This window comes from Bradyrhizobium manausense, from assembly GCF_001440035.1.
In the GTDB taxonomy this organism is placed as follows: Bacteria; Pseudomonadota; Alphaproteobacteria; order Rhizobiales; family Xanthobacteraceae; genus Bradyrhizobium; species Bradyrhizobium manausense.
In genome coordinates, this window is sequence record NZ_LJYG01000107.1 from 1 (window position 1) to 19,922 (window position 19,922).

General features: G+C 58.4%; 15 protein-coding genes and 3 pseudogenes. 2 read left to right on the forward strand and 16 right to left on the reverse strand.

Annotation, left to right across the window (positions count from 1 at the left end; translation table 11 throughout):
- Positions 1-23: 23 nt before the first annotated feature.
- The 3 genes and pseudogenes from AOQ71_RS29810 to AOQ71_RS50425 all read right to left on the reverse strand — a co-directional run.
- Complete coding sequence (locus AOQ71_RS29810) at positions 24-1,358, reverse strand: IS5 family transposase (protein ID WP_057743291.1); 1,335 nt, start codon at positions 1,356-1,358, stop codon at positions 24-26.
- Positions 1,359-1,518: 160 nt separating this feature from the next.
- A pseudogene (locus tag AOQ71_RS29815) lies at positions 1,519-2,886 on the reverse strand (asparagine synthetase B family protein); the annotation flags it as partial.
- Between the two features lies 1 nt (position 2,887).
- Positions 2,888-3,340: pseudogene (locus tag AOQ71_RS50425) on the reverse strand (asparagine synthase (glutamine-hydrolyzing)); the annotation flags it as partial.
- Positions 3,341-4,604: 1,264 nt separating this feature from the next.
- On the opposite strand from AOQ71_RS50425, the gene AOQ71_RS29820 reads away from it, so the two are divergent.
- Positions 4,605-6,866, forward strand: a complete 2,262-nt coding sequence (locus AOQ71_RS29820) for a hypothetical protein (protein WP_057754458.1) — start codon at positions 4,605-4,607, stop codon at positions 6,864-6,866.
- 529 nt (positions 6,867-7,395) lie between these two features.
- Here the strand turns inward: AOQ71_RS29820 and AOQ71_RS50430 are convergent.
- The 5 genes and pseudogenes from AOQ71_RS50430 to AOQ71_RS29840 form a co-directional block, all read right to left on the reverse strand.
- On the reverse strand, positions 7,396-7,806 hold the full coding sequence (locus AOQ71_RS50430) for a transketolase C-terminal domain-containing protein (protein ID WP_430648661.1): 411 nt from the start codon (positions 7,804-7,806) through the stop codon (positions 7,396-7,398).
- A gap of 45 nt (positions 7,807-7,851) precedes the next feature.
- Positions 7,852-7,983, reverse strand: a pseudogene (locus AOQ71_RS50435) (hypothetical protein); the annotation flags it as partial.
- 14 nt (positions 7,984-7,997) lie between these two features.
- The gene (locus AOQ71_RS50440) at positions 7,998-8,306 is read right to left on the reverse strand and encodes a transketolase family protein (RefSeq protein WP_057754464.1); all 309 of its coding nucleotides are present in this window, start codon (positions 8,304-8,306) and stop codon (positions 7,998-8,000) included.
- A gap of 35 nt (positions 8,307-8,341) precedes the next feature.
- Positions 8,342-9,172, reverse strand: a complete 831-nt coding sequence (locus AOQ71_RS29835) for a transketolase (protein WP_057754467.1) — start codon at positions 9,170-9,172, stop codon at positions 8,342-8,344.
- 578 nt (positions 9,173-9,750) lie between these two features.
- Positions 9,751-10,557, reverse strand: coding sequence for an aldo/keto reductase (locus tag AOQ71_RS29840; protein ID WP_057754470.1), 807 nt, complete (start codon positions 10,555-10,557; stop codon positions 9,751-9,753).
- A 448-nt stretch (positions 10,558-11,005) separates the two neighbouring features.
- On the opposite strand from AOQ71_RS29840, the gene AOQ71_RS29845 reads away from it, so the two are divergent.
- A complete protein-coding gene (locus AOQ71_RS29845; protein WP_245317247.1) occupies positions 11,006-11,842 on the forward strand; it encodes an IclR family transcriptional regulator in 837 nt (278 codons plus the stop codon).
- A gap of 1,101 nt (positions 11,843-12,943) precedes the next feature.
- Here AOQ71_RS29845 and AOQ71_RS29850 read toward each other — a convergent pair.
- The 8 genes from AOQ71_RS29850 to AOQ71_RS44030 all read right to left on the reverse strand — a co-directional run bounded on the left by AOQ71_RS29850 (position 12,944) and on the right by AOQ71_RS44030 (position 19,594).
- Positions 12,944-13,690 (reverse strand): FAD-dependent oxidoreductase, encoded by a 747-nt coding sequence (locus AOQ71_RS29850; protein ID WP_083514590.1) that lies wholly within the window; start codon positions 13,688-13,690, stop codon positions 12,944-12,946.
- A gap of 42 nt (positions 13,691-13,732) precedes the next feature.
- Positions 13,733-14,335, reverse strand: coding sequence for a plasmid pRiA4b ORF-3 family protein (locus AOQ71_RS29855; RefSeq protein WP_057754473.1), 603 nt, complete (start codon positions 14,333-14,335; stop codon positions 13,733-13,735).
- Positions 14,332-15,897: an IS66 family transposase gene (gene tnpC / locus AOQ71_RS29860; protein WP_057754476.1), complete on the reverse strand. Its 1,566-nt coding sequence runs from the start codon at positions 15,895-15,897 to the stop codon at positions 14,332-14,334. Before tnpC ends, AOQ71_RS29855 begins: the two co-directional genes overlap by 4 nt.
- Before the next feature lie 51 nt (positions 15,898-15,948).
- Entirely contained in the window at positions 15,949-16,302 is a 354-nt protein-coding gene (gene tnpB / locus AOQ71_RS29865) for an IS66 family insertion sequence element accessory protein TnpB (RefSeq protein WP_057754480.1), read from the reverse strand.
- The gene (gene tnpA, locus AOQ71_RS29870) at positions 16,296-16,718 is read right to left on the reverse strand and encodes an IS66-like element accessory protein TnpA (RefSeq protein WP_057754483.1); all 423 of its coding nucleotides are present in this window, start codon (positions 16,716-16,718) and stop codon (positions 16,296-16,298) included. The genes tnpB and tnpA overlap by 7 nt, the downstream gene beginning before the upstream one ends.
- Before the next feature lie 41 nt (positions 16,719-16,759).
- Positions 16,760-17,488 (reverse strand): FAD-dependent oxidoreductase, encoded by a 729-nt coding sequence (locus tag AOQ71_RS29875; RefSeq protein WP_347336719.1) that lies wholly within the window; start codon positions 17,486-17,488, stop codon positions 16,760-16,762.
- Between the two features lie 479 nt (positions 17,489-17,967).
- A complete protein-coding gene (locus AOQ71_RS29880; protein ID WP_057754485.1) occupies positions 17,968-18,369 on the reverse strand; it encodes a class II glutamine amidotransferase domain-containing protein in 402 nt (133 codons plus the stop codon).
- 103 nt (positions 18,370-18,472) lie between these two features.
- On the reverse strand, positions 18,473-19,594 hold the full coding sequence (locus AOQ71_RS44030) for a KamA family radical SAM protein (protein WP_083514591.1): 1,122 nt from the start codon (positions 19,592-19,594) through the stop codon (positions 18,473-18,475).
- Positions 19,595-19,922: the final 328 nt, after the last annotated feature.

The window sequence follows — 19,922 nt, forward strand, 5'->3', positions numbered from 1 at the left end:
GAGTCGTCCGTGAAGAACGAGGCTCAAGCGATTTTTTGAGCGGGGTCGGTCTCGATGAAGGCTCGGATGAAGATACGCAAGAGTTGTGCGAGCCATCGCAGGAGCAGGCCGAAGTTGTAACCTGCAGCGGCGAGAACAGCGTTGATGCGGTCGCCGAGGCGTCCCTTGAGATAATTCCGGTCCATGCGGTGCTCGGCCTTGACGTGGCCGATGACCGGCTCGACTGCCGCGCGACGCTTCATCTCGCGACGGATGGAAGCCGTGACGCGGCGGACCTGCCCCGAGATCCAGACCCTGAACCGATGCGGGTGGTTGTGGCCGCGATACCCTTTGTCGACGTGGATGCGGCGCGTCTCCACGCCGGTGAGCTTCTCCATGTCGGTGATCACAGGGCCGAGCGTGTGCCCGTCGAAGGGATTGCCGTGCAGGGCCTTGGCGTGGAGCACGAACTGTCCGCCCTTTGGAGACGTCGCGGGGGTGGCGATACTGACTTTGCAGCCGAACTCGTAAGGCGCGCGGGCTTTACCCTTGCCGATGCACTCGACCTCCGGGGCGTGTAACGCATAGACCTTTGGACCACGCTGATGCTGATCCTGGCTGCGTATCTGCTGCGCTAAACCGAGCAGCGGGCCGAAGCGAGCTTCCAGCACCGTGTGGCCATCAATCTTGCGGCGGATGTCGCGGATGATCCGGCCAAGCCGTGTCCGCAGGAACTTGAGCTGGCGCCTGGCGCGTTTGAACTGGTGCGCGTGGGTATAGCGGCCGACCATGATGGCGGCACGCTTAGCCAGGCGCAGATAGCTCTGGCGCAGCGGCAAACGGTTGCGCTTGGCGAGCCCGACGAGCTTGATGATTGCTCGATGGATCAGCCGCGCATCGGTCGGATGCGCAACCGCCTTGGGCTGAACCGTCGTATCGACGACCACCCGCTCTAGGTCTTTGGGGCCAATGGCGCCAGTCTTGTGCGCCACCGACAGACTTTCCTGGATCAGCGCGACGAGCTGTTCCTCTCCGAGCCGCTGCCGCCAGCGCGTCATCGACGATCGATCGAACGGCAGACGGTGGCGGAAGCTCAATTCGCCGCAGAAGTATTGGTAATAAGGGTTCTCGATCCAGCGGGCGCACAACACCTCATCCGACAGGTTGTGCATGTGCTTCAAGATGAACAGGCCGGCGACAAGCCGCGTCGGAAGGCCAGGCTGTCCCGACCCCGCTTGGCACACTGAACTGAAGCGATCGTTCAGCATATTCCAGTCGATCAGCGCTGCCAACCGCACCAGCGGATGGCTCATGTCGATGATCTTATCGAGCGCCGGAAGCAGCAGGTCCTTCTGGCGATCGTCCCGCGGTTTGCTCATCGCATTCCCCAATGTCGACGACACCCTCAGGGAATCACGAATCACTCAAAAGCAAAATCCCAAAACGCAAGAAAGCGAGGTCCAACTACCAGCTTTCCTGCAAAATCGAATACTACATCAAGACCAGTTTCGCTTGTTTCCTAGCCCCGATCTGCATTCTTCACGGACGACTCAGGAAGTCCTGGAGAGCCAGGATACGCTCCACCCCCCTGACGTTCCTGCTCGCGTTGAGTAGCGCGCGGGAGCTTTCGACCGACAGCAGTGGTGCCACTGCCGCATTGCGGTCGTTCAGCAGCGTAGCGAACCGAGTGAATAAATTTCGGTCGTAGGTCGGATCCTGGATGGTCGGATATGCGCTCTTGACTCGCCGTACCACCGATTCCGGCAGCAGGTCTGCGGTGGCGGCCCGCAGCAGACTCTTCTCGCGCCCGTCGAAAGTCTTGTGGGCCCATGGGGTGCCGAACACGTATTCAACGACGCGGTGGTCGCAGTATGGGACCCGCACCTCGAGACCCGACGCCATGCTCATCCGGTCCTTGCGGTCGAGCAGCCATGGCAGGTGGCGCGTGAGATAAAGGTAGCAGACCTCGCGCATGCGGCGTTCGTGTGAGTCGGCCGAGGCCGGTCCGGTCAAGCGGGGGACTTCCGCAAGTGCCATGCGGTACTGCCCGTCGAGGTAGCCGGGGAGGTCGAGCTTCTCGATGAGCCCGGGGTCTAGGTACTGCTGGCTGGTATTGTTGACGTACGCCCTGCTGCCGTACCAAGGAAATGTGTCGGCCTGAACGTGTGCCGGATCGTGGAACTCCGGGTAACCGCCGAAAATCTCGTCGGCCGACTCCCCGGACAGGGCAACCGTCGAGTGTTGCCGGATTGCACGAAACAGCAGATATTGCGAGCTATCGATGTCGCCGCTGGTCGAGGGCAGGTCGCGGGCTCGGAGGGTGGCGGCCCGCACGCTCTGGTCCATGAGCTCGTCCGCAGACAGAGTGATGTCCGTGTGGTCTGTACCGACGAACTTCGCGACCTCCTGGACATACGGCCCGTCGGGTGTGCCGCACATTGGGCCCGGGGTGAAATTGTTGGTATAGTCGACGAAGTCGAGGGCGAAGGACCGGACTCGTTTGTCGCTGAAACGCGCGGCCAGTGCCGTTAGCGCGGAAGAGTCAAGCCCGCCAGACAAGAGCGTGCACAGCGGCACGTCGGCGATGAGCTGCCGCTGGATCGTGTCCTCGAGCAGCTCGCGGACGCGACGAACGGTGGTTGGCACGTCGTGGGTGTGCCCGCTGTCGGTGAGCTGCCAATAGGCTATCTGCTGGATGCCGTCGCGGGTCACTCGTGCGATGTGGCCGGGCCGTACCTCACGCATGCCGCAGAATACGGTGCTGCCGGGATCAGCAAGCGAGCATAGCGTGCGACGAAGCCCGTCGGCATCCATGGCCCGTTCTGCAAGACCATTGGCGAGAATCGCCTTCGGCTCGGAGCCGAACAACACTCCGTGCTTAGTGGGATAGTAGTAAAGCGGCTTGACNGAGCCGGTCTCGCACGAGAAGCAGTTCGCGGGTTGCAGTGTCCCAAAGTGCGTAGGCGAACATCCCGTTGAGTTCGTTCACGGCGGCGCGCGGGTCTCGGCGGCCCCACTCACGGTGGGCGTGCAGCACCACCTCAGTGTCACTGCTCGTGTCAAATCGATGGCCCAGGGTGGCGAGTCGTCGGCGCAGCTCGCCGTAATTGTAGGTCTCTCCGGTATAAACAAGAACCAACGCGGGTCGGCCGTCCTCCTGGAGCGTCATCGGCTGGCGACCGCCGTCGACGTCGATGATCGCTAGGCGCCTATGCCCGAGCGCTACGATTCCGTCTATCCACGTTCCCTCGTCGTCGGGACCGCGGCTAGCCATTGAGGCCGTCATGTCGGCAAGCTCCCGTCGCGCGACGGGAGCGCCCAAATCACGTTCGAAATCAACCCATCCACAGATGCCGCACATATCTTGCTCTGCTTATACTATGCGCAGTTTGGGCCGACGGAAGGTTGCCCGCGCGAATAGGTGAGAATCGTTCATGCCGCCTCTTCGGCTCAATTCGAGTAATTTCGATGAATCGTGACGGCTTGTTCCTACATGCTGTGGCCTAGCGCGACACTACGCAATACGCACCCACCTGTTTTGGTAGTCGTGTCAATTGTTGTGCCGTCTCGAATGCTAGCGCGCGATGCCGCACTTTTGGGCTAGCGATCCGATCTGTGTCGAACACGAGTACCAACCTGCAGCCAGCCTTCGCAGATCGGCGCGCTGCGTTCATGGTTCTATCGTTGAACCAGCGAACGCGTTTTGGTTTTCATGCATTTGGTGAATTACACATAGGGTCCTCAGCGACGCGCCCCCGCGAGCAAGTCCAATGGCCGATGTACCGCGCGGCGCAATGAGGCATCATTTCCGTGCGTTGTGATAACGTGCAGCACCTTCCGAAATGACAGCTTCTTCATAGAGCGAAGGAGAAAGCAATGAGCGACGAAATGCCGATGGTCGGATGATCCAGATCGACGAAGCCCGGATCAGGGATCATCTTGGCGAGATGGTCGCGGGACGATGGAAGAGACGTTGAACGCAATGTTCGAGGCGGAAGCCGGCCGGCTTTGCGGGGCGGGCTAGTACGAGCGCAGCATGCGAGGCGCGGCAAGATACCCGAGCTGACAGTTTCGATCGGTAGGTCTGCGGTCACGACCGGCCCGGCTTGCTTTGATTCCGCAAGCTGGAAGCGTGCTGCGTAAGCGGCAAGCTGAGGCCGTCAGACGGCGCGGTTCCATGGCATAAGGGCGTCTTTCAAGATCAAGTCAGAACAGCGATCAGCCGGCCACTCGCGGTCGGGGCGCGGCTGTTGCTGTGTTTCCTTTTTTATCCTTTGCGACGCTTTGACGGGACAGACGCAACACGTGCGAATAGTACCCTCCGAGTGACCAAGGGGGCACAATGGTCCCAATTATCCGAAGATATAAGCTTCTCGGGATCGCCATAGCAACAGCGACGTCGGCGCAGGCGTTAGCGACACTGAAATAACGCTTGGTCAGACACTGGCCAACAGTGGTCCCGCGTCGGACTATTCGATATCGGGCAGAATGCCGCTCGCCTACTTCAAAATGATCAATGAAACCAGAGACGTAGCCGGAGAACGCCCTTCGTCAGCCAATCGTCAGCCAGGCGGTCTATCGAGATTGGCTGCGCATTCTCGACTGTATCGGAGCTGGAAAGAAATATGACGGGCATTGATCGCTCTGGCAAATCGCACGTTGGGGCTGCAGGCGCGGACAGCGCGGGGGGATTAAGCAGTTCGCGCTCGGAATCCGCTCTTCCCCCTAGGGAAGGCAGCCAATTTTTCGACTCCGTCTTGAAGCGGATGCGCTCTGGGCCCCAAGATAGGGCGGCGCCGCACGCCAGCCAGCCGCCAGCTTCGGGTACGGTAGCTCCAAGGGGCGACGATATCAGGGCAGCGAAGCGAAAGCTGGGGCGCCTCCTTGAGGACCTTGATGCTTCTCGTAATGTGGCCAAGCGAGCGCAGAATTCATCCGAGGCGCAAGAGCTGATCGATCAAGTCGTCAAGGCAGGTTCGACAGTTCTCGACTACTACGCAAGCTTGCCTCAAGCTTTGGCGCGTCGCATTCTGCCCGACGATCAGGCTCGCCGACTCCGCGACGAGACGCTCGAGGCGGCGGACGAATGCAACGAATTGGCTACCCAGACTATCTATGACTTGGAGCAGAGCAGGAAGAGTGCGACAGCCGTGCTCGACCGGATGCGCCAATCCAACGCTCCGCGCGACCAGCTGAGCCGCGCCGTTTCCGCCGTGGCGAAACGCTACTTGGCCTCCATGGAGTGGTGGGGAAAGAAAGCATTGCGCTCGGAGCGGATGCAATCTGTCTGCGCGGCCACCTCCAACTTGCCAAGCGCAACGCCCGAGATGCGGGAGGCCGGAGAAGCCGCACTAAGGCTGCACACCGGATGGGCGTCGTATACGAAGTGCATGTATCTGCAATCGCGGGTCGCTCTCGCGAACGTCATGATTGAACCGCAGGCGAGCACATTCGAACCAGCCTTGAGCGAAATCCTCATGGGTGAGAACGGGCGGGTACGCCTGCTTGGGACCTTCATCGAAGATGTCTTTCCCGCATTCGTTTCGGCGGCCGACGCTGTTCTGAACGGCGACGGACGGGCACTCGACGCAGAGCACTCCGCCGTTCTGGAAGGAGTTATGGAGCGGCTTTCGGAATTTGCGTCGGGGTTGCACAGCATCGTTGCCAAGCTAAGGAATGTCGAAGCTGGTGCCGACCTCCCTTTGGAACTGTTGGACCAGGCCGTCGAAGGCGCCTGGGTCACTGCGGACGAAGTCATGCGCCTCTTGACAGTGCAGCCGAAGACGCCGGCCATGGTTGAACAGCCGGCCGAGGCTGGGGCCGCAATACCGGCCAATACTACCGTCAGGGCTGTCGTGGGTGAAGGCACTGCAGCGCGCAGGAAAGGGAAAGGAAAGCGCACGCCGGCCGCAGGCGAGGGGAGTTCAGCGGCCGGGCGGCCCGAGCCGCAGCTCACTGGGCCCGGCGCCGGAGCGGCGCCAACAGCCAAGGTTATCGTGCTCTCGGATCTGGGCACGAAGAAACTCGTGAGCCCGGAGGAGGCACATGCGAAGGCGTCGTCGGCGAGAGGGCACTTGGCGATCTGGCAGGCGCCGCCGTCGATGGAGACCCTGACGTCCTCACTCAAGCGACTGGACGAACTTTTGCAATTCGATCTGGCCGGCCAGCAAAGGTCCGTCTCTCAAGCGCGCCAAATGAAACCCGAGGACGCCGACCACGTCGTGGACACTGTCGTCGAGCGCCTGCAGATACAGGCCGCCGAGATTGAGGCCTGTGTAGCCGCGCTGGAGGAACCCCGTCGACGCGGCCTACTCACGCCTGCGCAAGTGCGTGACGTGCACAACAAAATTGTACGGCTCCAGGGAATGCTATCCGAGGTGCAGGGGCAAGCAAATGCTTTGAAGGCGCGAAAGGCCACGATCAGTATGGATTGCATGAAGGCCTACGCCTTTCCGTCGCAGAAATATCTTGAATATCTGCGGGCGGCCGAGGAGTTGGCGCCCGCGGATCCACCGCGCGCGTTGAAGGGCGAGCCAGGGACGCTGTTCGAGATCAAGCTGCAGCCTAAGGCACTGGGCAATGGTGCAGTGCCGAGTCCGGTGTGGATGCATATCCATACGAAGCGGCCGGTACAAGCGTGGCAGTTGGCGACGCTGGATGACGCCGAGTTCGCCGCTTGCCACGTGAAGTCCAATGAACAGCGCGGCTACAATCGCCTCTGGCAGAACGCTCGAGCTTCGACAGGGCACGAAAGCGTCGTGATCCACCGCGGCAAGCTTACGCCTGCGTTCTGCAAGTCTTTGTTGAGCACAGTTGGCGGCCACCCATGGTATCCCTATGTCGAGGCGGAGTTCGGGTCCATGCAGCTCGCTCGACACGGAATGTAGTGCGGGTATCTCGTAGGTAGAGTGCCGCTTGTGCGGACACCATCAATCATGCCTCCGGATCCAGGCGGGTCGCCGAACCACTCCAGGGCTTGCAGAGGACAACTCCCGAGAGGATGGAGTCCGCACGAGGAGCACTGGCAAGTCGAGAAGTCCATGCGGTGAAGCCTTCGGGACCCAGGATGATCCACTTACTGGATAGTTGAGTGAGCAGATTGCGATGAACATATGTCGCCGAGTACCCTCAACAACCCTGGTCCAGGGACCAGACCTCCACGATCCGAAGCTTCTCGGAAGCCAGCGCAGTCGCCACTCTGGATCGGACAGAGCCGTAGCCGTCGTCACGTTTGGTCATTTTCTTGCATCGGCGGCCTATCATGAAGCTCGTCGTAGTGCGCAAGTAACTGAGTCTCATGCGGACGCAGAACCCATGAACTTTGCTAGAACTCCTATTGCTGCGTAGCGCGAGTGTGACTCTTACTCATCGACACGACCAATCAGCATACCATGAATCCAAAGGCGCGGCGGCGACCTAACTGCAAGCGGCCAAGATTGCGTCAGCTAGAGCCGCCCCACGAAGGCCAAAGTTGACGGTGGCCTCGTGATAGGTGCCGTAGTTCAACTTCGGGTCAAACCTGGTACCGATCCTGGTCGTGAACCGTAAGATCCTCGCATCGGCCAGAGTCTCGAGGACTATACTCCCTAGTCCGCCATCACGATTGTGCTCCTCGACAACGACGATACAGGCGGCCCGTCTGGCGGCCTCGCAAAGAGCCTCGGAATCAAATGGACTGAGCGTTGGAAAGTGAAGCACCTCTGGATCAAGTCCATCTTTAGCCAACATTTCCTCGATGTCGAATATGGTCGAACTCACGATTCCCGTCGATACAATCAAAGCTCCTTTGCCATCTCGCAGCCGACATGCACGCCCTAACTCTCCCAATGGGCGCCGGTCATCTTCAGCGGTTTCACCACCTAGACGGATATATAGTGGCCCATCCCACTCGATCGTGGATGATAGCAGATGCCGTAACTCGCGATTGGATCGTGGTGCGAGTATTGCCATATTCGGAACTTGACGTAAGAGAGCGAGCTCATCGAGCGCCGTGTGGGTCGGACCAAACTCGGTACAGCTTAACCCCCTCCAGTTCCGACGATTCGCACCGGAAGTCGCTGCAGACCTATGTCAACAAAGAGCTGCTTGAATGCTCTTCTCGTGCCGAACGCCGCAACAAGCTCGACGTAGGGAATCAAACCGCCTCCTGCAAGCCCAGCTGCCATACCAACCACATATTGCTCTGCGATACCCTCCATAAAAGAACAATTCGGAAAAGCGGCCCTGAATTCGCTCATGCTATTGTAGGTTAGATCGCACCCAACCGCCACAATCCGCATATCGCTTGTCGCCAATTGCTGGAGCGTTTTGCGGTATGTCCCACGCATGATCTACCTCTCGAGTCGACCTTGAAAAACGACATTCACAATAAAGACGGGACTGCGCTGATCGACGGTACTCGTCTATAATGCCAGTCGCCACTTCCTTCGAACTCTCCCAGTCCTTTTCCTTTTACCGTCTCACAGATGACTACTCTTGGACGCTGAGCAGACAATGGAAACCGCAGTGCCTCCCGAATAGCGCGACGGTCGTGCCCCGGGACATGACGAACGTCAAAACCAATTTCACGCCACAGTGCCGGCATGAATGGCATGGGCAGGACGTTCTCTGCTGGCCCATTGCGCTGTTGGCCGTTTCGATCAACCAATACGGTAAGGTTGGACAGCCCGTGCTTCACAGCGTGGAACGCCGCCTCCCAGTTCGCACCCTCATTTAGTTCTCCATCGCCGACCAGAACATAGACGTGAAAGTGCCTCTCGGTTATTCGCGCCGCTAGCGCCATACCGACGGCTATCGGCAGCCCATGACCCAGCGCCCCTGTGGTGGCCTCGATGCCGTACAGGACATTTTGCTCCGGAAGAAGGCCAAGTTCGCAGCCAACCGAACCAAACTGATTGAGTATCTGCGGTGAAATGAGACCCTTGTCCTCAAGCACGGCGTAGAGCGCGAGGCAGCCGTTCCCTTTGCTAAGAATGAAGCGGTCGCGGTCATCCATTTCCGCCGGATCTTGTGGAAGTCGGACAAATTCGTCGTACAGCACAAGAAGAATTTCAACGATTGAGAATGACGGACCGACATGCCCGGCAACTTGTCTCGCGGCGAGCACCTCCAGTATTCTCCGACGTATCGCCTTCGATCGGATATCAAGGTCGGCGGCTCTCGCTTGCTGGTCGGCAGGTGCGCCTCGGTTCATGTCGGCTCCTCTTCAGTCGGCTATCGTTGCGTTTTTTGGCTTGCCGTCGCACCTACGCTATTTGAGAGGCTTCGAAATCGACGTTCGCGTCAGATGGCTTCCTCGTTTCAGAGCGCTGGCGGTCAGGCGACGGTCGGATTTAACTTCGTAGCTGCATGAGGAGGTACTGGATCGAATGCCTAGTGCAGGAATAGGTCGCCGGGAGAAGGCTGATAGCTCCCTGTGGCATACCATCTTTCCACTGCCCGAGAATGCCGTCATGTGGCATCGCCAGCGCCTTCGACCAGCGCGCAATATAGTGCAAGATCTAGGAACTGTATGTTTACGACAGCTTGGGCAACGGTCCCGGTCGATGCTGTCGAAGGAAGCGGTCACATAGTGCCTATCGCCGTAAGATTTTTCGGTTTCGGTGGTGATCGCGCGCAAGCGTCGCGCATTCGAAGGTCGTGCGTTGGATGAGATCGGGCACCATTAAGCGTCGCACCAACCACTAGCTCTACACCGTTTTGCCGGATGCGGTCCGTCGTTGATTCCGAACCGGACCGATTAGAAGCTGGATAATCGCGATCATTTCAGTTTCAGACGAACGACCCCCTGTGGATGCGACCCTCAGGGCTGCCCAGTTGATAGATCCGGTCCATTTCAGCATCTGTGAGCTGGAAATCCAAAATATTGATGTTCTCCGCTAGCCGTTCGGGACGGGAAGTCCGAGGGATCACTACGGCGCCCTGTTGCACTAACCAGCGCAGAGAAACCTGAGCCGGAGTCTTGCGATACAAGCGCCCGATCTGCTGTAGCGTTTCGTCACTATTGATCTTGCCCATGGCAATGGGGCTGTAGGCCACGACCGCGAGGCCTGCTTGGTTGCAGGCAGCCTTCAACGTCGGCTGATCGAGATAAGGGTGATATTCAACCTGATTGCAGACTAGTGGCTCGGGACAAATTTTGACCGCCTCCTCGACCAAGCCGGCATTGAAATTGGATACTCCGATATGCCGGGTCAGTCCGCGCCGCTTGGCATGGGCGAGCGCACCAAGCGTTTCCGCGAGCGGAATGGAAGGGTTGGGGCGATGCAATAACAGCAGATCGACGTAGGGTTGCCGCAGTCGCACTAAGCTCTCTTCGGCCGAGCGTTCCAAATCGCCCAGCGCGAAATAGATGCTGTTGACCTTGGTAGTCAGGAACACCTCTTCGCGCTTTACGCCGGAAGCATGCAGGGCTTCGCCGACTTCGGACTCGTTCTCATAGGATTGGGCGGTGTCGATATGGCGATACCCGATTTCGAGCGCTTCCTCGACAATGCGCGCGCAGGAGCGCCCCAGCAGTTGCCAAGTGCCGATCCCGATGCCGGGAATACAAGCGCCGTTCGCATTGACAACATACATCGTCGCTCTCTCGACTGGATATTTGAGCGCCGCATCAACGCTAATGTCGCCGCCTGTGATTGGCGGCTGCGCATCGTGCTCGATTTTTCATGTCTGAGCTCTACAGGGCAGGTAACTTGCTTCTCTATGAACTCATTGGCATACGTCCGGGATCCGAGCCACCTACTGGTCTTGGTAGTTGACGGGCGTCGGTAATCGGGTTGTCCTTCGGTGTCATAGACGATGCCAGCGATCATCGCCGCGTGGGCTCAAGGGGACTCGATAACGGAGGCCCCTACGTCCTCAAGCGTCGGCGCATCGACATGCGGGTTCGCAGCTCAACGGCCGGCCGATCTTGAGCCCGTCGGGGGATGGCCCCTGGCGCAGAGCCCACTTGGATCGGCAGCGGGACTCTACATTCGCATTGAATAGCAATGTGCGGGTCACAATCCTGTAAGGATTGATAGTGATGATGTTCGACATCAAGAACAAGAGCAGGACTGGGCTCAACTTGCCTGCTTCATTCGCGAAGGCCGACGTTGACGAACGGCTTTATCTCGGAACCCTCGAGAAGGGGCTACTGATCCTCGCTGCCTTCTGTGCCAATCCTCGGCCGATGACACTCGCGGAAGTCTCGGAAGCATCTGGGTTGAACAAGAGTGCAACCCAGCGGGTGCTCTACACGTTGCGGGCGCTCAGATACCTTATCCAGAGCGAAACGACACGCCAATATTCGCTGTCAGCGAGGGCTTTGGATATTGGAAATGCCCACGTACACAGCAATCCCATAGTCGAAGCAACTTTTCCCTACCTGCTCGAGGCCAACAGACGTTCGCAGGAGACGGTCAATCTGACAGAGCTCGATGGTTCCGACATTATATTTATCTCTCGTGTTCCCGGCAAAAGCGTGATGAGTTCCTACGTACCGATCGGCACGCGCTTTCCTGCGTTTGCCACGGCCCCAGGGCGCGCGATCCTGGCGAACCTTGAGCCCGCCTCAACCAACAAAATTCTGCGCACGATCCCCGCCAATCGGCAAAAAATTCTCAAACAATTGGAGAGAGTGCGCCGAAAGGGCTTCGCCATAACCGATCAGGAAGCGATGCCTGGCGACATCTCGACGGCCGCGCCGGTGTTTGGTTACAACAACAAAGTTGTAGCTGCTGTTAACATCGCAGCTTCGACTGCCAATTGGACGCCTAAGAGAGTAGAGGCTAAACTCAGCCCGATCACAGTTGAGATCGCACGTCAGATGTCCAAGGTAGTATCCCAGCATAGGCTGCATTCGACGTATCAGTCTTTGTGAGATCAACTTCAACTCGGTAGGACTGGTTAGGGGTAGGTCGAGTCATCCACCTGTCTATAGCTGCGTGTCGATAATCGCGGAATTCCAGCCGTCGGCAGGGTTGGACTTGAACTCCGCATTTAGTTGTTCAAGAACAAGGCACTACCATCTTGACCGAGAACAAGGCTGGACGCATTGCCCGAGACGTTCAGCATGTCACGGTTGATACCACGATGTAGGCAAAGGCGTCGCCCTTCGACGGATGCCGAGCTCTTGCATGCCGCAATCAAAGGGCTCAACCTCTCGCAAGAAGGCACGGCGTCAGGCTGCGGCAGCCTATTCTCGCGAGGGTCACGGCTGCGCCGACGATGGTTTCCCGACTACCCCAATGCCTAAACAATTCGGGCTACTTCAGCAGCAGTTGCTTATCCTATCGTTCCCAACCATCTGCGACAGCGACGGAAGATCGAATGTAAGGCGGCACTGGAGGAGGCGTTCGCCATCACGTTAGGCCGATCATCCGGATCCGCTCGCAGTAGCGCCAGCGCAGATAAAGCTTTATTCCTTCCGTCCCCGGGGTAGAACACGTCGGGAAAGGGCGCCGTGCGTTACGAATTCGGAGTTCGCAGTGAAGGCTCCCATCGTGACAGACAACCGCCGGGAGTCCTGGTAGTTTTTGGTGCGTCACACCAGGGCACTGCCTGACTTGCGGGACGTCATCTATCGTCCCGAGACGTTACCGACTGTTCGGCCGATCGGGTCTAGATCGAGAACTGGATCTCGTAGTCACGATGCACATGTTCACGTCGTTCCCGTCGCATCTTCATCTCCGGCAAGAAGCACGGCGTCGTTTGGCGTCGTCAGGCGCGAACTGCGCCTTCGCTCCGCCATCGAGCCCATCATCGGACCTCCCGAACGCCGAAAGTCACCGCGGCAGCTGTTATCTCAAAGACCGTGCTGACGGCGACGCCAACTACTTCCTCTTCGCCGTCGGCGAGAGCTTACGCCGCATCCTTGTCTCGTATCCAGACCGCCCTCATAGCAGCCATCAGCGTCCCGTCAGCCCAAAGATCAGCTTCTTAACGGACGAAATTGGATCGAAGAAACTACTCAAGCTTGTCCTTACGTAATCAGATCGGAAATCAGCTTTGCGGACCCGCATGCCATGGTCCATCCAAGCGGGCCGTGACCGGTGTTCAGCAACAGGTTCGCATAGGACGTTGGTCCGATCAGAGGGGGGCCACCAGGCGTCATCGGGCGCAAGCCAGACCAATTTAGCGCAGCATTTTCGTCGATGTGAGACCTCAGGGCCGGTATGATTTTCATAATGTCGTTCAGAACGCGCCATCCTTCCTTTTCGTCAACACGTGTATTGTATCCAGCGAATTCGGCTCGACCGCCCATCCGCAGTCGATCGCCCATGGGGACCATCATCGCGTGGTATCCATCATCCATAACGGGGCGTGTCGGTCCTCCCTTCCACCCGTTTAGTGCCACAGTGACGGAATACCCTTTAACGGGAATGATCGGCAACGCGATGCCCAATGCGCGAGCCAATATTGGGCTGTAACTGCCGAGCGAAAGAACGTACACATCTGCAGATACATCGCCTCGTGATGTCAATAGATGTGAGATTCGCGAGGAAGATCCCTTGACTATCTCCAGAATAGTGGTGTTCAGCAAGAACTGAACACCTAATTCAGCAGCCAGTCTCGCGATCTCATTTGTGAACTTGTGGGCATCACCACTTTCGTCATCTGGAAAGAATACGGCACCGACATAGCGGTCAATAACAGCACCGAGGCAGGGCTCCTTCTCAAGTATCTGGTTCTGATCGAGGACCTCAAACTGGACTCCCCATTCCTGCATCGTAAGCGGAGCTCTGTGGCCCTTTTGAATGGCGCTTGACGCCTATTTTGTTCGCGTGGCGCGCCGCCGCGGTTTCCAGGTGTCGGACAACCCGTTGACGGCGGCTTCGAGCGCCTTCCGGTCGACGACGTTGGGATCGAACCGCTCCGGGCCCCAGAGGCGCATTTGTTCGTGCTCTGGATGGGAGGGGTCGCTGATGGCGTCGAGGTATTCGGCATAGCCTGGCGCACCGCCGACATCTTCCGGAGGACAGCGGCCGGCGGCCTCGAGCAGGAACGGAAGTCCCTCCGTCGTGGTGTTCTCGAACCATTTTTCGAGCTTGATCACATGGTCCCAGCTGTCACCGAAGTCATAGAGATAGTGGATCGTCTTGGCGCCGGTCTCGCGAACGATATCGCAAAGCCGCGCTTTGCTCGCATCCATGGGCTGGTGGCCGTAATCATTGTCAGGGTCGGGAATCCCCCAATGGACCTCACCAGCGAAGAACTCGAAGAGGTGACTGTTCGTCCAGCCGAATGCCTCCTGAAGCGTCAGATGCAGCCGATCGAGGCGCAGGGTGACCGGTACGACAAGGCGACGCATCACCTCCGGCTTCACGTCCTTGAGGGTCACCTTGATCCGGACCGCGGTTGTGTTCAGGCTCATGCCGCCAGCCTCGGATCGTGCGCATGCATCGTGTAGATCGACGCCCAAGGGAGCAGTTCGTCCAGCCGCGCCGCAGGCCAACCATTGACGAGCTTGGCGAGAACATCAGCGAGCCAGTGCTCGGCACTGACGCCGTTGAGCTTACAGGTCTCGATTAACGAAGCCAGAACTGCCCAATTCTCGGCGCCCTCGTCGCAACCGGCAAAAAGAGAGTTCTTGGCGTTGAGCTTAATCGGCCGCATCGCACGCTCGACAGCATTCGTGTCCATCTCGATGCGCCCGTCATCAAGATAGAGCGTCAGGCCGTCCCAATGACGCAGCGCGTAACGCAAGGCCTTCGCCGTGTCGCTCTTCTGTGCAAGGTGATCAAGCTTGGCCTCAAACCACTGCTTCAAGGCTGTAGCCAAAGGTCGCGCATGCACCTGCCTGCCAGCACGGCGCTCGGCATCCGATCGGCCGCGGAGCGCTTTCTCGACCGCGTAAAGCTGGGCGATGCGCTCAAGAGCCTCGCGGGCAACCGGAGCTGGCGCGGGAGCCGCCTCGCGCTCGATCTTCACAAACTGGCGCCTCAGATGCGCCCAGCAGAACGCGAGCGTTCCGGACAAGGCGTCCGCACGCGTCTCTCGGGCCATGGTCTTGTAAGCCTGATAGCCGTCGCAGTGGATGATGCCGCGATAGCCCTCAAGCAGCCGCAAGCCATGAACGGCGCCGCGGCCCGGTGCATAGGCATAGACCACCCCAGGCGGATCAGGCCCGGCCCAGGGCCTGTCATCGCGTGACAACGCCCAGAAGTAGCCGGTTTTCGTCCTGCCGCGACCCGGATCCAACACCGGTGCGGGGGTCTCATCGACACAGAGCTTCGAAGAGGCGAGCAGAAGCTGGCGCAGACGAAGCCACAAGGGCTTCAATTCCTGGGCGGCATAGCCGACCCAGAAGGCGAGCGTGGAACGGTCGATGGCGATACCGTGCGTCGCCAGCATCTGCGCCTGGCGGTAAAGCGGCAAATGCCAATGATACTTGGCGTCGATCACATGTGCGACCAGCCGCTCGGTGGGCAATCCTCCTTTGATCAGCCGCTCGGGAGCTGCGTGCTGGAGGACGACGCCGTGACAGGCGCGACAGGCCAGTTTGGGCCGGCGGGTCACGATCACTCGGTATTGCACCGGAACGACGTCGAGCCTCTGACTCTCATTGCAACCAATCTCGACGAGATCACCTTTGCAGCACGGGCAGCAGGTTGCAGCCGGCATCATGATTTCGACGATGCGCGGCAAATGCTCCGGCAGATGACCACGGTTGGCTCTGCGCGCGGCAGTTCTCTTCTCGCAGGTTCTGGGATTGGCGCGATCCTCGGCGGCTTCGAGAGCTGCGACGGCTCCTTCGATGTCCTCCAGAACAAGCTGCAGCTGATCAGCGTCCAGCTTTTCCGAGGACCGACCGAACTGCGCATCTTTTGCAAGCTTGAGCAATCGCTCGAGCCTGGCGCAGCGATCCAGCAGAGCCGCGGCAAAGACACGCAGCTCGGCCGGATCGCTCGGCAGCTCGTCAGGCAAATCACTCATTGGCCCAACTCTGCCATGCTTCGCGCCCGGATGCAGCGAAGATTTTGTGTCCTACGCAAGTGCTTTCGGTTGCGGGATTCGAGGCGCGTGCATGCGCGTCCAATCCATGCCGGCTAGAAGCGCCGACAACTGCGCGGCGTTCATCCGCATCACGCCGGCAACAATGGGAGGCCATTTGAAGCCGCTGCCATCGAGCCGCTTCCAGTACATCACGAGGCCGCTGCCATCCCAGACGACGATCTTCACGCGGTCAGCGCGCTTCGCACGGAAGACCACCGCCACGCCCTTCATCGGGTCATGGCCCAGCGTCTCCTTCGCCAACAGCGCCAAGCCCTCCGCACCTTTTCTGAAGTCCACAGGTTGGGTCGCTACGTAAATCGTAAGGCTCGCAGGCGGCGTCAGCATGAACGTGTCCGTCGGAGCGCTAAGAACACATCACTCAACACAGCAAGGCCAGGCGCCCCCCGCACCTCCACGCGTGCTCCCTGGAGCTCAACCGTCACAATGGCTGCTTCCGGCGACCCGGTAGGCTCTGCGGCCGCCGGTAGCGCCGATTCCGACACCACCGGCACGAACGACAGCGTATCCGCCGAAGCCGGCAGCACCAACTGGCCCAAACGCGCCCGGCGCCGCCAGTCATGCACCTGCTGGGGCCGGCAGCCATGGCGACGAGCGACATCTGTGACAACCGCCCCCGGCTCGAGGCTTTCCGCGGCGATCTGTGCCTTCAAATCATCCGGCCACCGCTTGCGACCTGCGCCAGCATACACTTCGATACGCGCCGACAACGGTCGTCTTATGTCGTCCGAATGGTCGTCCATTGTGAGCACCCTTGCTGAAGATGACTCTTCTAATGGTGCTCTCAAGACTCCGCACAAACAATCCGACGGGCCTCGGCGCTACGCTTACCCTGCATCTCGCGGCACATTTGCACGAACTCGGACATCCGCCCGCCGCGAGGAAAGACCCGCATTGTGCCACGTGTCGTTTGATCGTAGTCGAGAGCCGCAGTTTGGCGGATACTGCGCAAGACCTCCAAGCTCAATCTCGCGATCCGGATGTTGGAAATCATGTTCGCCTTGTGCCGCTCATAAGTCGAGTTCGCCAGAAACCTGAGGCCCCAACCAACGATTGACGGTATGACGCTTGGGTTGATCTTTAACGTCGGGTTGGGGTCGAAGAGCATCTTGCCGAGCTGCCTCACCGTTCCCGGCGAATTCCACGGGCTAGCGTCGCTCGGCGTCATCAAACCTCCATTTGCGAAACTTGCTTCCATTCCTGGCCTGTCGCGACGATCAACGACCGTGACCTCGTGTCCCTTCCTCGCGAGCATATAGGCCGTTGCGCAACCCACGACTCCGGCGCCTAGAACAGCAACTTTCATTTCGCCATGACCCTCGTCTCGTTCCGATCCAAATAGAGTGATATAAGATTGTCGGCTGCGATGCGGCTTGTCACACGCGCAACCATTTCGTCGAGCTGTACGTAAGCGGAGGATCTGGCCAAAGCCCGCAACGTTGTCAGGTCGATCTACCACTCGAGAGCCTAGCGCTGGCAGCAGATGACACGCAGCCGGGGCAGAAGATCTCACACAGCAAATCCGACATCCGCGTCAACTCGACGATCGTCGGTGGAATGAAAGTGGCTTAGCGTACGAAACTCCCTGCTGGCCAATCACGCCGGCGCCGGAGAACCGACAACGAGTGACGTGATACCAAACGCGCTGTAGCCCTTCTCTGCTAGTCATGACACCACTGTTCGTCGCAGTAGCGGTGAGGGTCGGTTGCACAATCTCTATGCGGCTTCCAAGAAGGGGAAGGGATCGATACTTCCAGGCATGCATCCGGCGTCGTTCCAAAAACTAGTTTCGCTTCAACGCACTATGAGAGCCATGGAACCGCGCCCGGCCGTTACTTCTCCGGGTAAGGCAACCGCCACCGTCGGCTCCGCGGGCTTGTCGTCCAGGACCGCTGCAAGTTGCGCTCGGCCTGTCGGAGGCCCGCGGACTCGTCAGAATGTTAAGAACGCGACCGCACTTCGTCGGCAAAAACATCTCGCGCCATTCGTCCTTCAGCCGGTACCGATCGCAAGTTCGGGCTTCACTATCTGAAGCCGAATGGTCGCGCCGCTGTGCCGCGCAATTCCGCTGAGGCTCGTGTCGACAATATCGATCAGGTCCTCAAGAATGGCGCTTGGTGTCCCATTCTTCCTGCTTCGGCCAAATTCTCCAAGCAGCAACAAAGCACAATTCTTGTCGGGTCGAGCGCAGAAAAGCAGAGTACCGCCATCCTCATCCCAAATAATGAATGCATCGTCACACGCCAAGCCGTGATGCCGCTTATACACTTGAAGCAGCCTCGATCGAACCACCAGATAGTCCTCAGATGTCTCGATCACCCCACCGAGCGATAAATACGGCAGGCTTGGGGAGCTCTGCAGCCAGACCTTAGTTCCGTCCGCCTTGAGAAACATTATGCGCTCCTAGAGATTGCGCGGTTTTCGATCGTCGTAACGACAGGTCCTGATTGGGATTACGACGAGCATAGGTTTGCGCAGCACACTTGGGACCCGGCTCTCAAGCGTCGGGATCCTTCCAAGTTCGCCACTCATAATTGCGGAGGACGATGTGCCCCGGTCCCGAGCCAATCAGGTAATTCGGATTGAGCGGCGTCTTACCAAGCGGCGTGCAGATTACATATTGTGGCACCGCAAATCCGGAGGTGTGTCCGCGGAGATTTTCGATGATATGAATCCCTTCGGCGATCGATGTTCTGAAGTGCTCAGCTCCCCGCACCAAGTCAGCATGATACAAATAATATGGCCGCACGCGCGCCATAACGAGTGCGTGGACCAGCCGTTTCATAACGTCGACCGAGTCGTTGATTCCCTTCAATAGTACGGATTGATTGCCCACCGGAACCCCAGCTTTGAGCAGCCGCTCGATTGCGAGTTTTGCCTCTGATGTTATCTCATTGGGGTGATTGAATTGAGTATTGATCCAAATCGGATGATATTTCTTAATCATCTGACAGAATTCGGGCGTAATGCGCTGCGGAAGTGTCACAGGAGTCCGAGTGCCGATACGAATAATCTGTACATGCGGAAGTTGCCTGAGACGCGACACGACGTACTCAATCTTGTTGTCGCCAATGGTAAGAGGGTCACCTCCGCTCAACAAGACATCCCGAATTTCTGGCCGCGCTTCAATGTACGAAATTCCTCTGTCAATCAAAGATCTATCACTGACGATTGAGTCCTGACTCGCGTGGACCTTAGGCGAGCAGTGTCTGCAATACGTGGGACACAAGTTAGTTAGATGAAAAAGAACGCGATCGGGGTACCTGTGCACGATGCATTTCACATCGGTCTTCCCCTCCTTCCAAAGAGGGTTCTCGGATTCCACGCCTGATCGGTGGAATGATGGGAGTTGGTCTATATGATAGATGTCAGTAAGCTCCTTGACGTTTGGAAGCGCCTGGAGGCGAACTGGATCGTTTGGATCGTTCCGATCCATCAGCGATAAGTAATATGGAGTTACTTGAAACACATAGCGCTTACCTACTTTGTGAAATGCATTTTTCTCTTCTGGCGCCAGGTTTAGGTGATCTGTTAGGGCCTCAAGCGTAGTGATGCTATTATCAAGCTGCCAACGCCAATCGTCCCAGGAGCTATTTTTCAACTCCTTAGTAGATGGCATACGAAGTCTCCGACTCGAGTGTTGTGTTCTTAGTGGGCTGATGGGCAAGATGGTTACAAGGACTAGTTAATTCTTCCCGCGATTGATGTGCCGGCACTTCGCTCTCGTCTCGCACGCTCTGCCAGACTCAAACTTTGTGCCAATTAGCCGATCGAGGAGAACAAGCGATTTCGTGTGAATACGCTCGCTAGTCGCGAGGCAAAGAGGGAGGGGGTGAACGTGCAACAGTGGTCACGAAGCCGACACATCCTGACCTTGCCCCCAAGTTTTATCCAGTCCTGAGTTCGCCCCGGCTGTTGGATTTGCCCGGTTGGGCGGTGGCAGCGGC

What these genes read in the sequence shown, in the direction of transcription:
- AOQ71_RS29810 (WP_057743291.1), bottom strand. Translation starts at nt 1,358, where the DNA reads ATGAGCAAACCGCGGGACGATCGCCAGAAGGACCTGCTGCTTCCGGCG.
- AOQ71_RS29820 (WP_057754458.1), top strand. Translation starts at nt 4,605, where the DNA reads ATGACGGGCATTGATCGCTCTGGCAAATCGCACGTTGGGGCTGCAGGC.
- AOQ71_RS50440 (WP_057754464.1), bottom strand. Translation starts at nt 8,306, where the DNA reads ATGCGTGGGACATACCGCAAAACGCTCCAGCAATTGGCGACAAGCGAT.
- AOQ71_RS29835 (WP_057754467.1), bottom strand. Translation starts at nt 9,172, where the DNA reads ATGAACCGAGGCGCACCTGCCGACCAGCAAGCGAGAGCCGCCGACCTT.
- AOQ71_RS29840 (WP_057754470.1), bottom strand. Translation starts at nt 10,557, where the DNA reads ATGTATGTTGTCAATGCGAACGGCGCTTGTATTCCCGGCATCGGGATC.
- AOQ71_RS29845 (WP_245317247.1), top strand. Translation starts at nt 11,006, where the DNA reads ATGATGTTCGACATCAAGAACAAGAGCAGGACTGGGCTCAACTTGCCT.
- AOQ71_RS29850 (WP_083514590.1), bottom strand. Translation starts at nt 13,690, where the DNA reads ATGCAGGAATGGGGAGTCCAGTTTGAGGTCCTCGATCAGAACCAGATA.
- AOQ71_RS29855 (WP_057754473.1), bottom strand. Translation starts at nt 14,335, where the DNA reads ATGAGCCTGAACACAACCGCGGTCCGGATCAAGGTGACCCTCAAGGAC.
- tnpC (WP_057754476.1), bottom strand. Translation starts at nt 15,897, where the DNA reads ATGAGTGATTTGCCTGACGAGCTGCCGAGCGATCCGGCCGAGCTGCGT.
- tnpB (WP_057754480.1), bottom strand. Translation starts at nt 16,302, where the DNA reads ATGCTGACGCCGCCTGCGAGCCTTACGATTTACGTAGCGACCCAACCT.
- tnpA (WP_057754483.1), bottom strand. Translation starts at nt 16,718, where the DNA reads ATGGACGACCATTCGGACGACATAAGACGACCGTTGTCGGCGCGTATC.
- AOQ71_RS29880 (WP_057754485.1), bottom strand. Translation starts at nt 18,369, where the DNA reads ATGTTTCTCAAGGCGGACGGAACTAAGGTCTGGCTGCAGAGCTCCCCA.
- AOQ71_RS44030 (WP_083514591.1), bottom strand. Translation starts at nt 19,594, where the DNA reads ATGCCATCTACTAAGGAGTTGAAAAATAGCTCCTGGGACGATTGGCGT.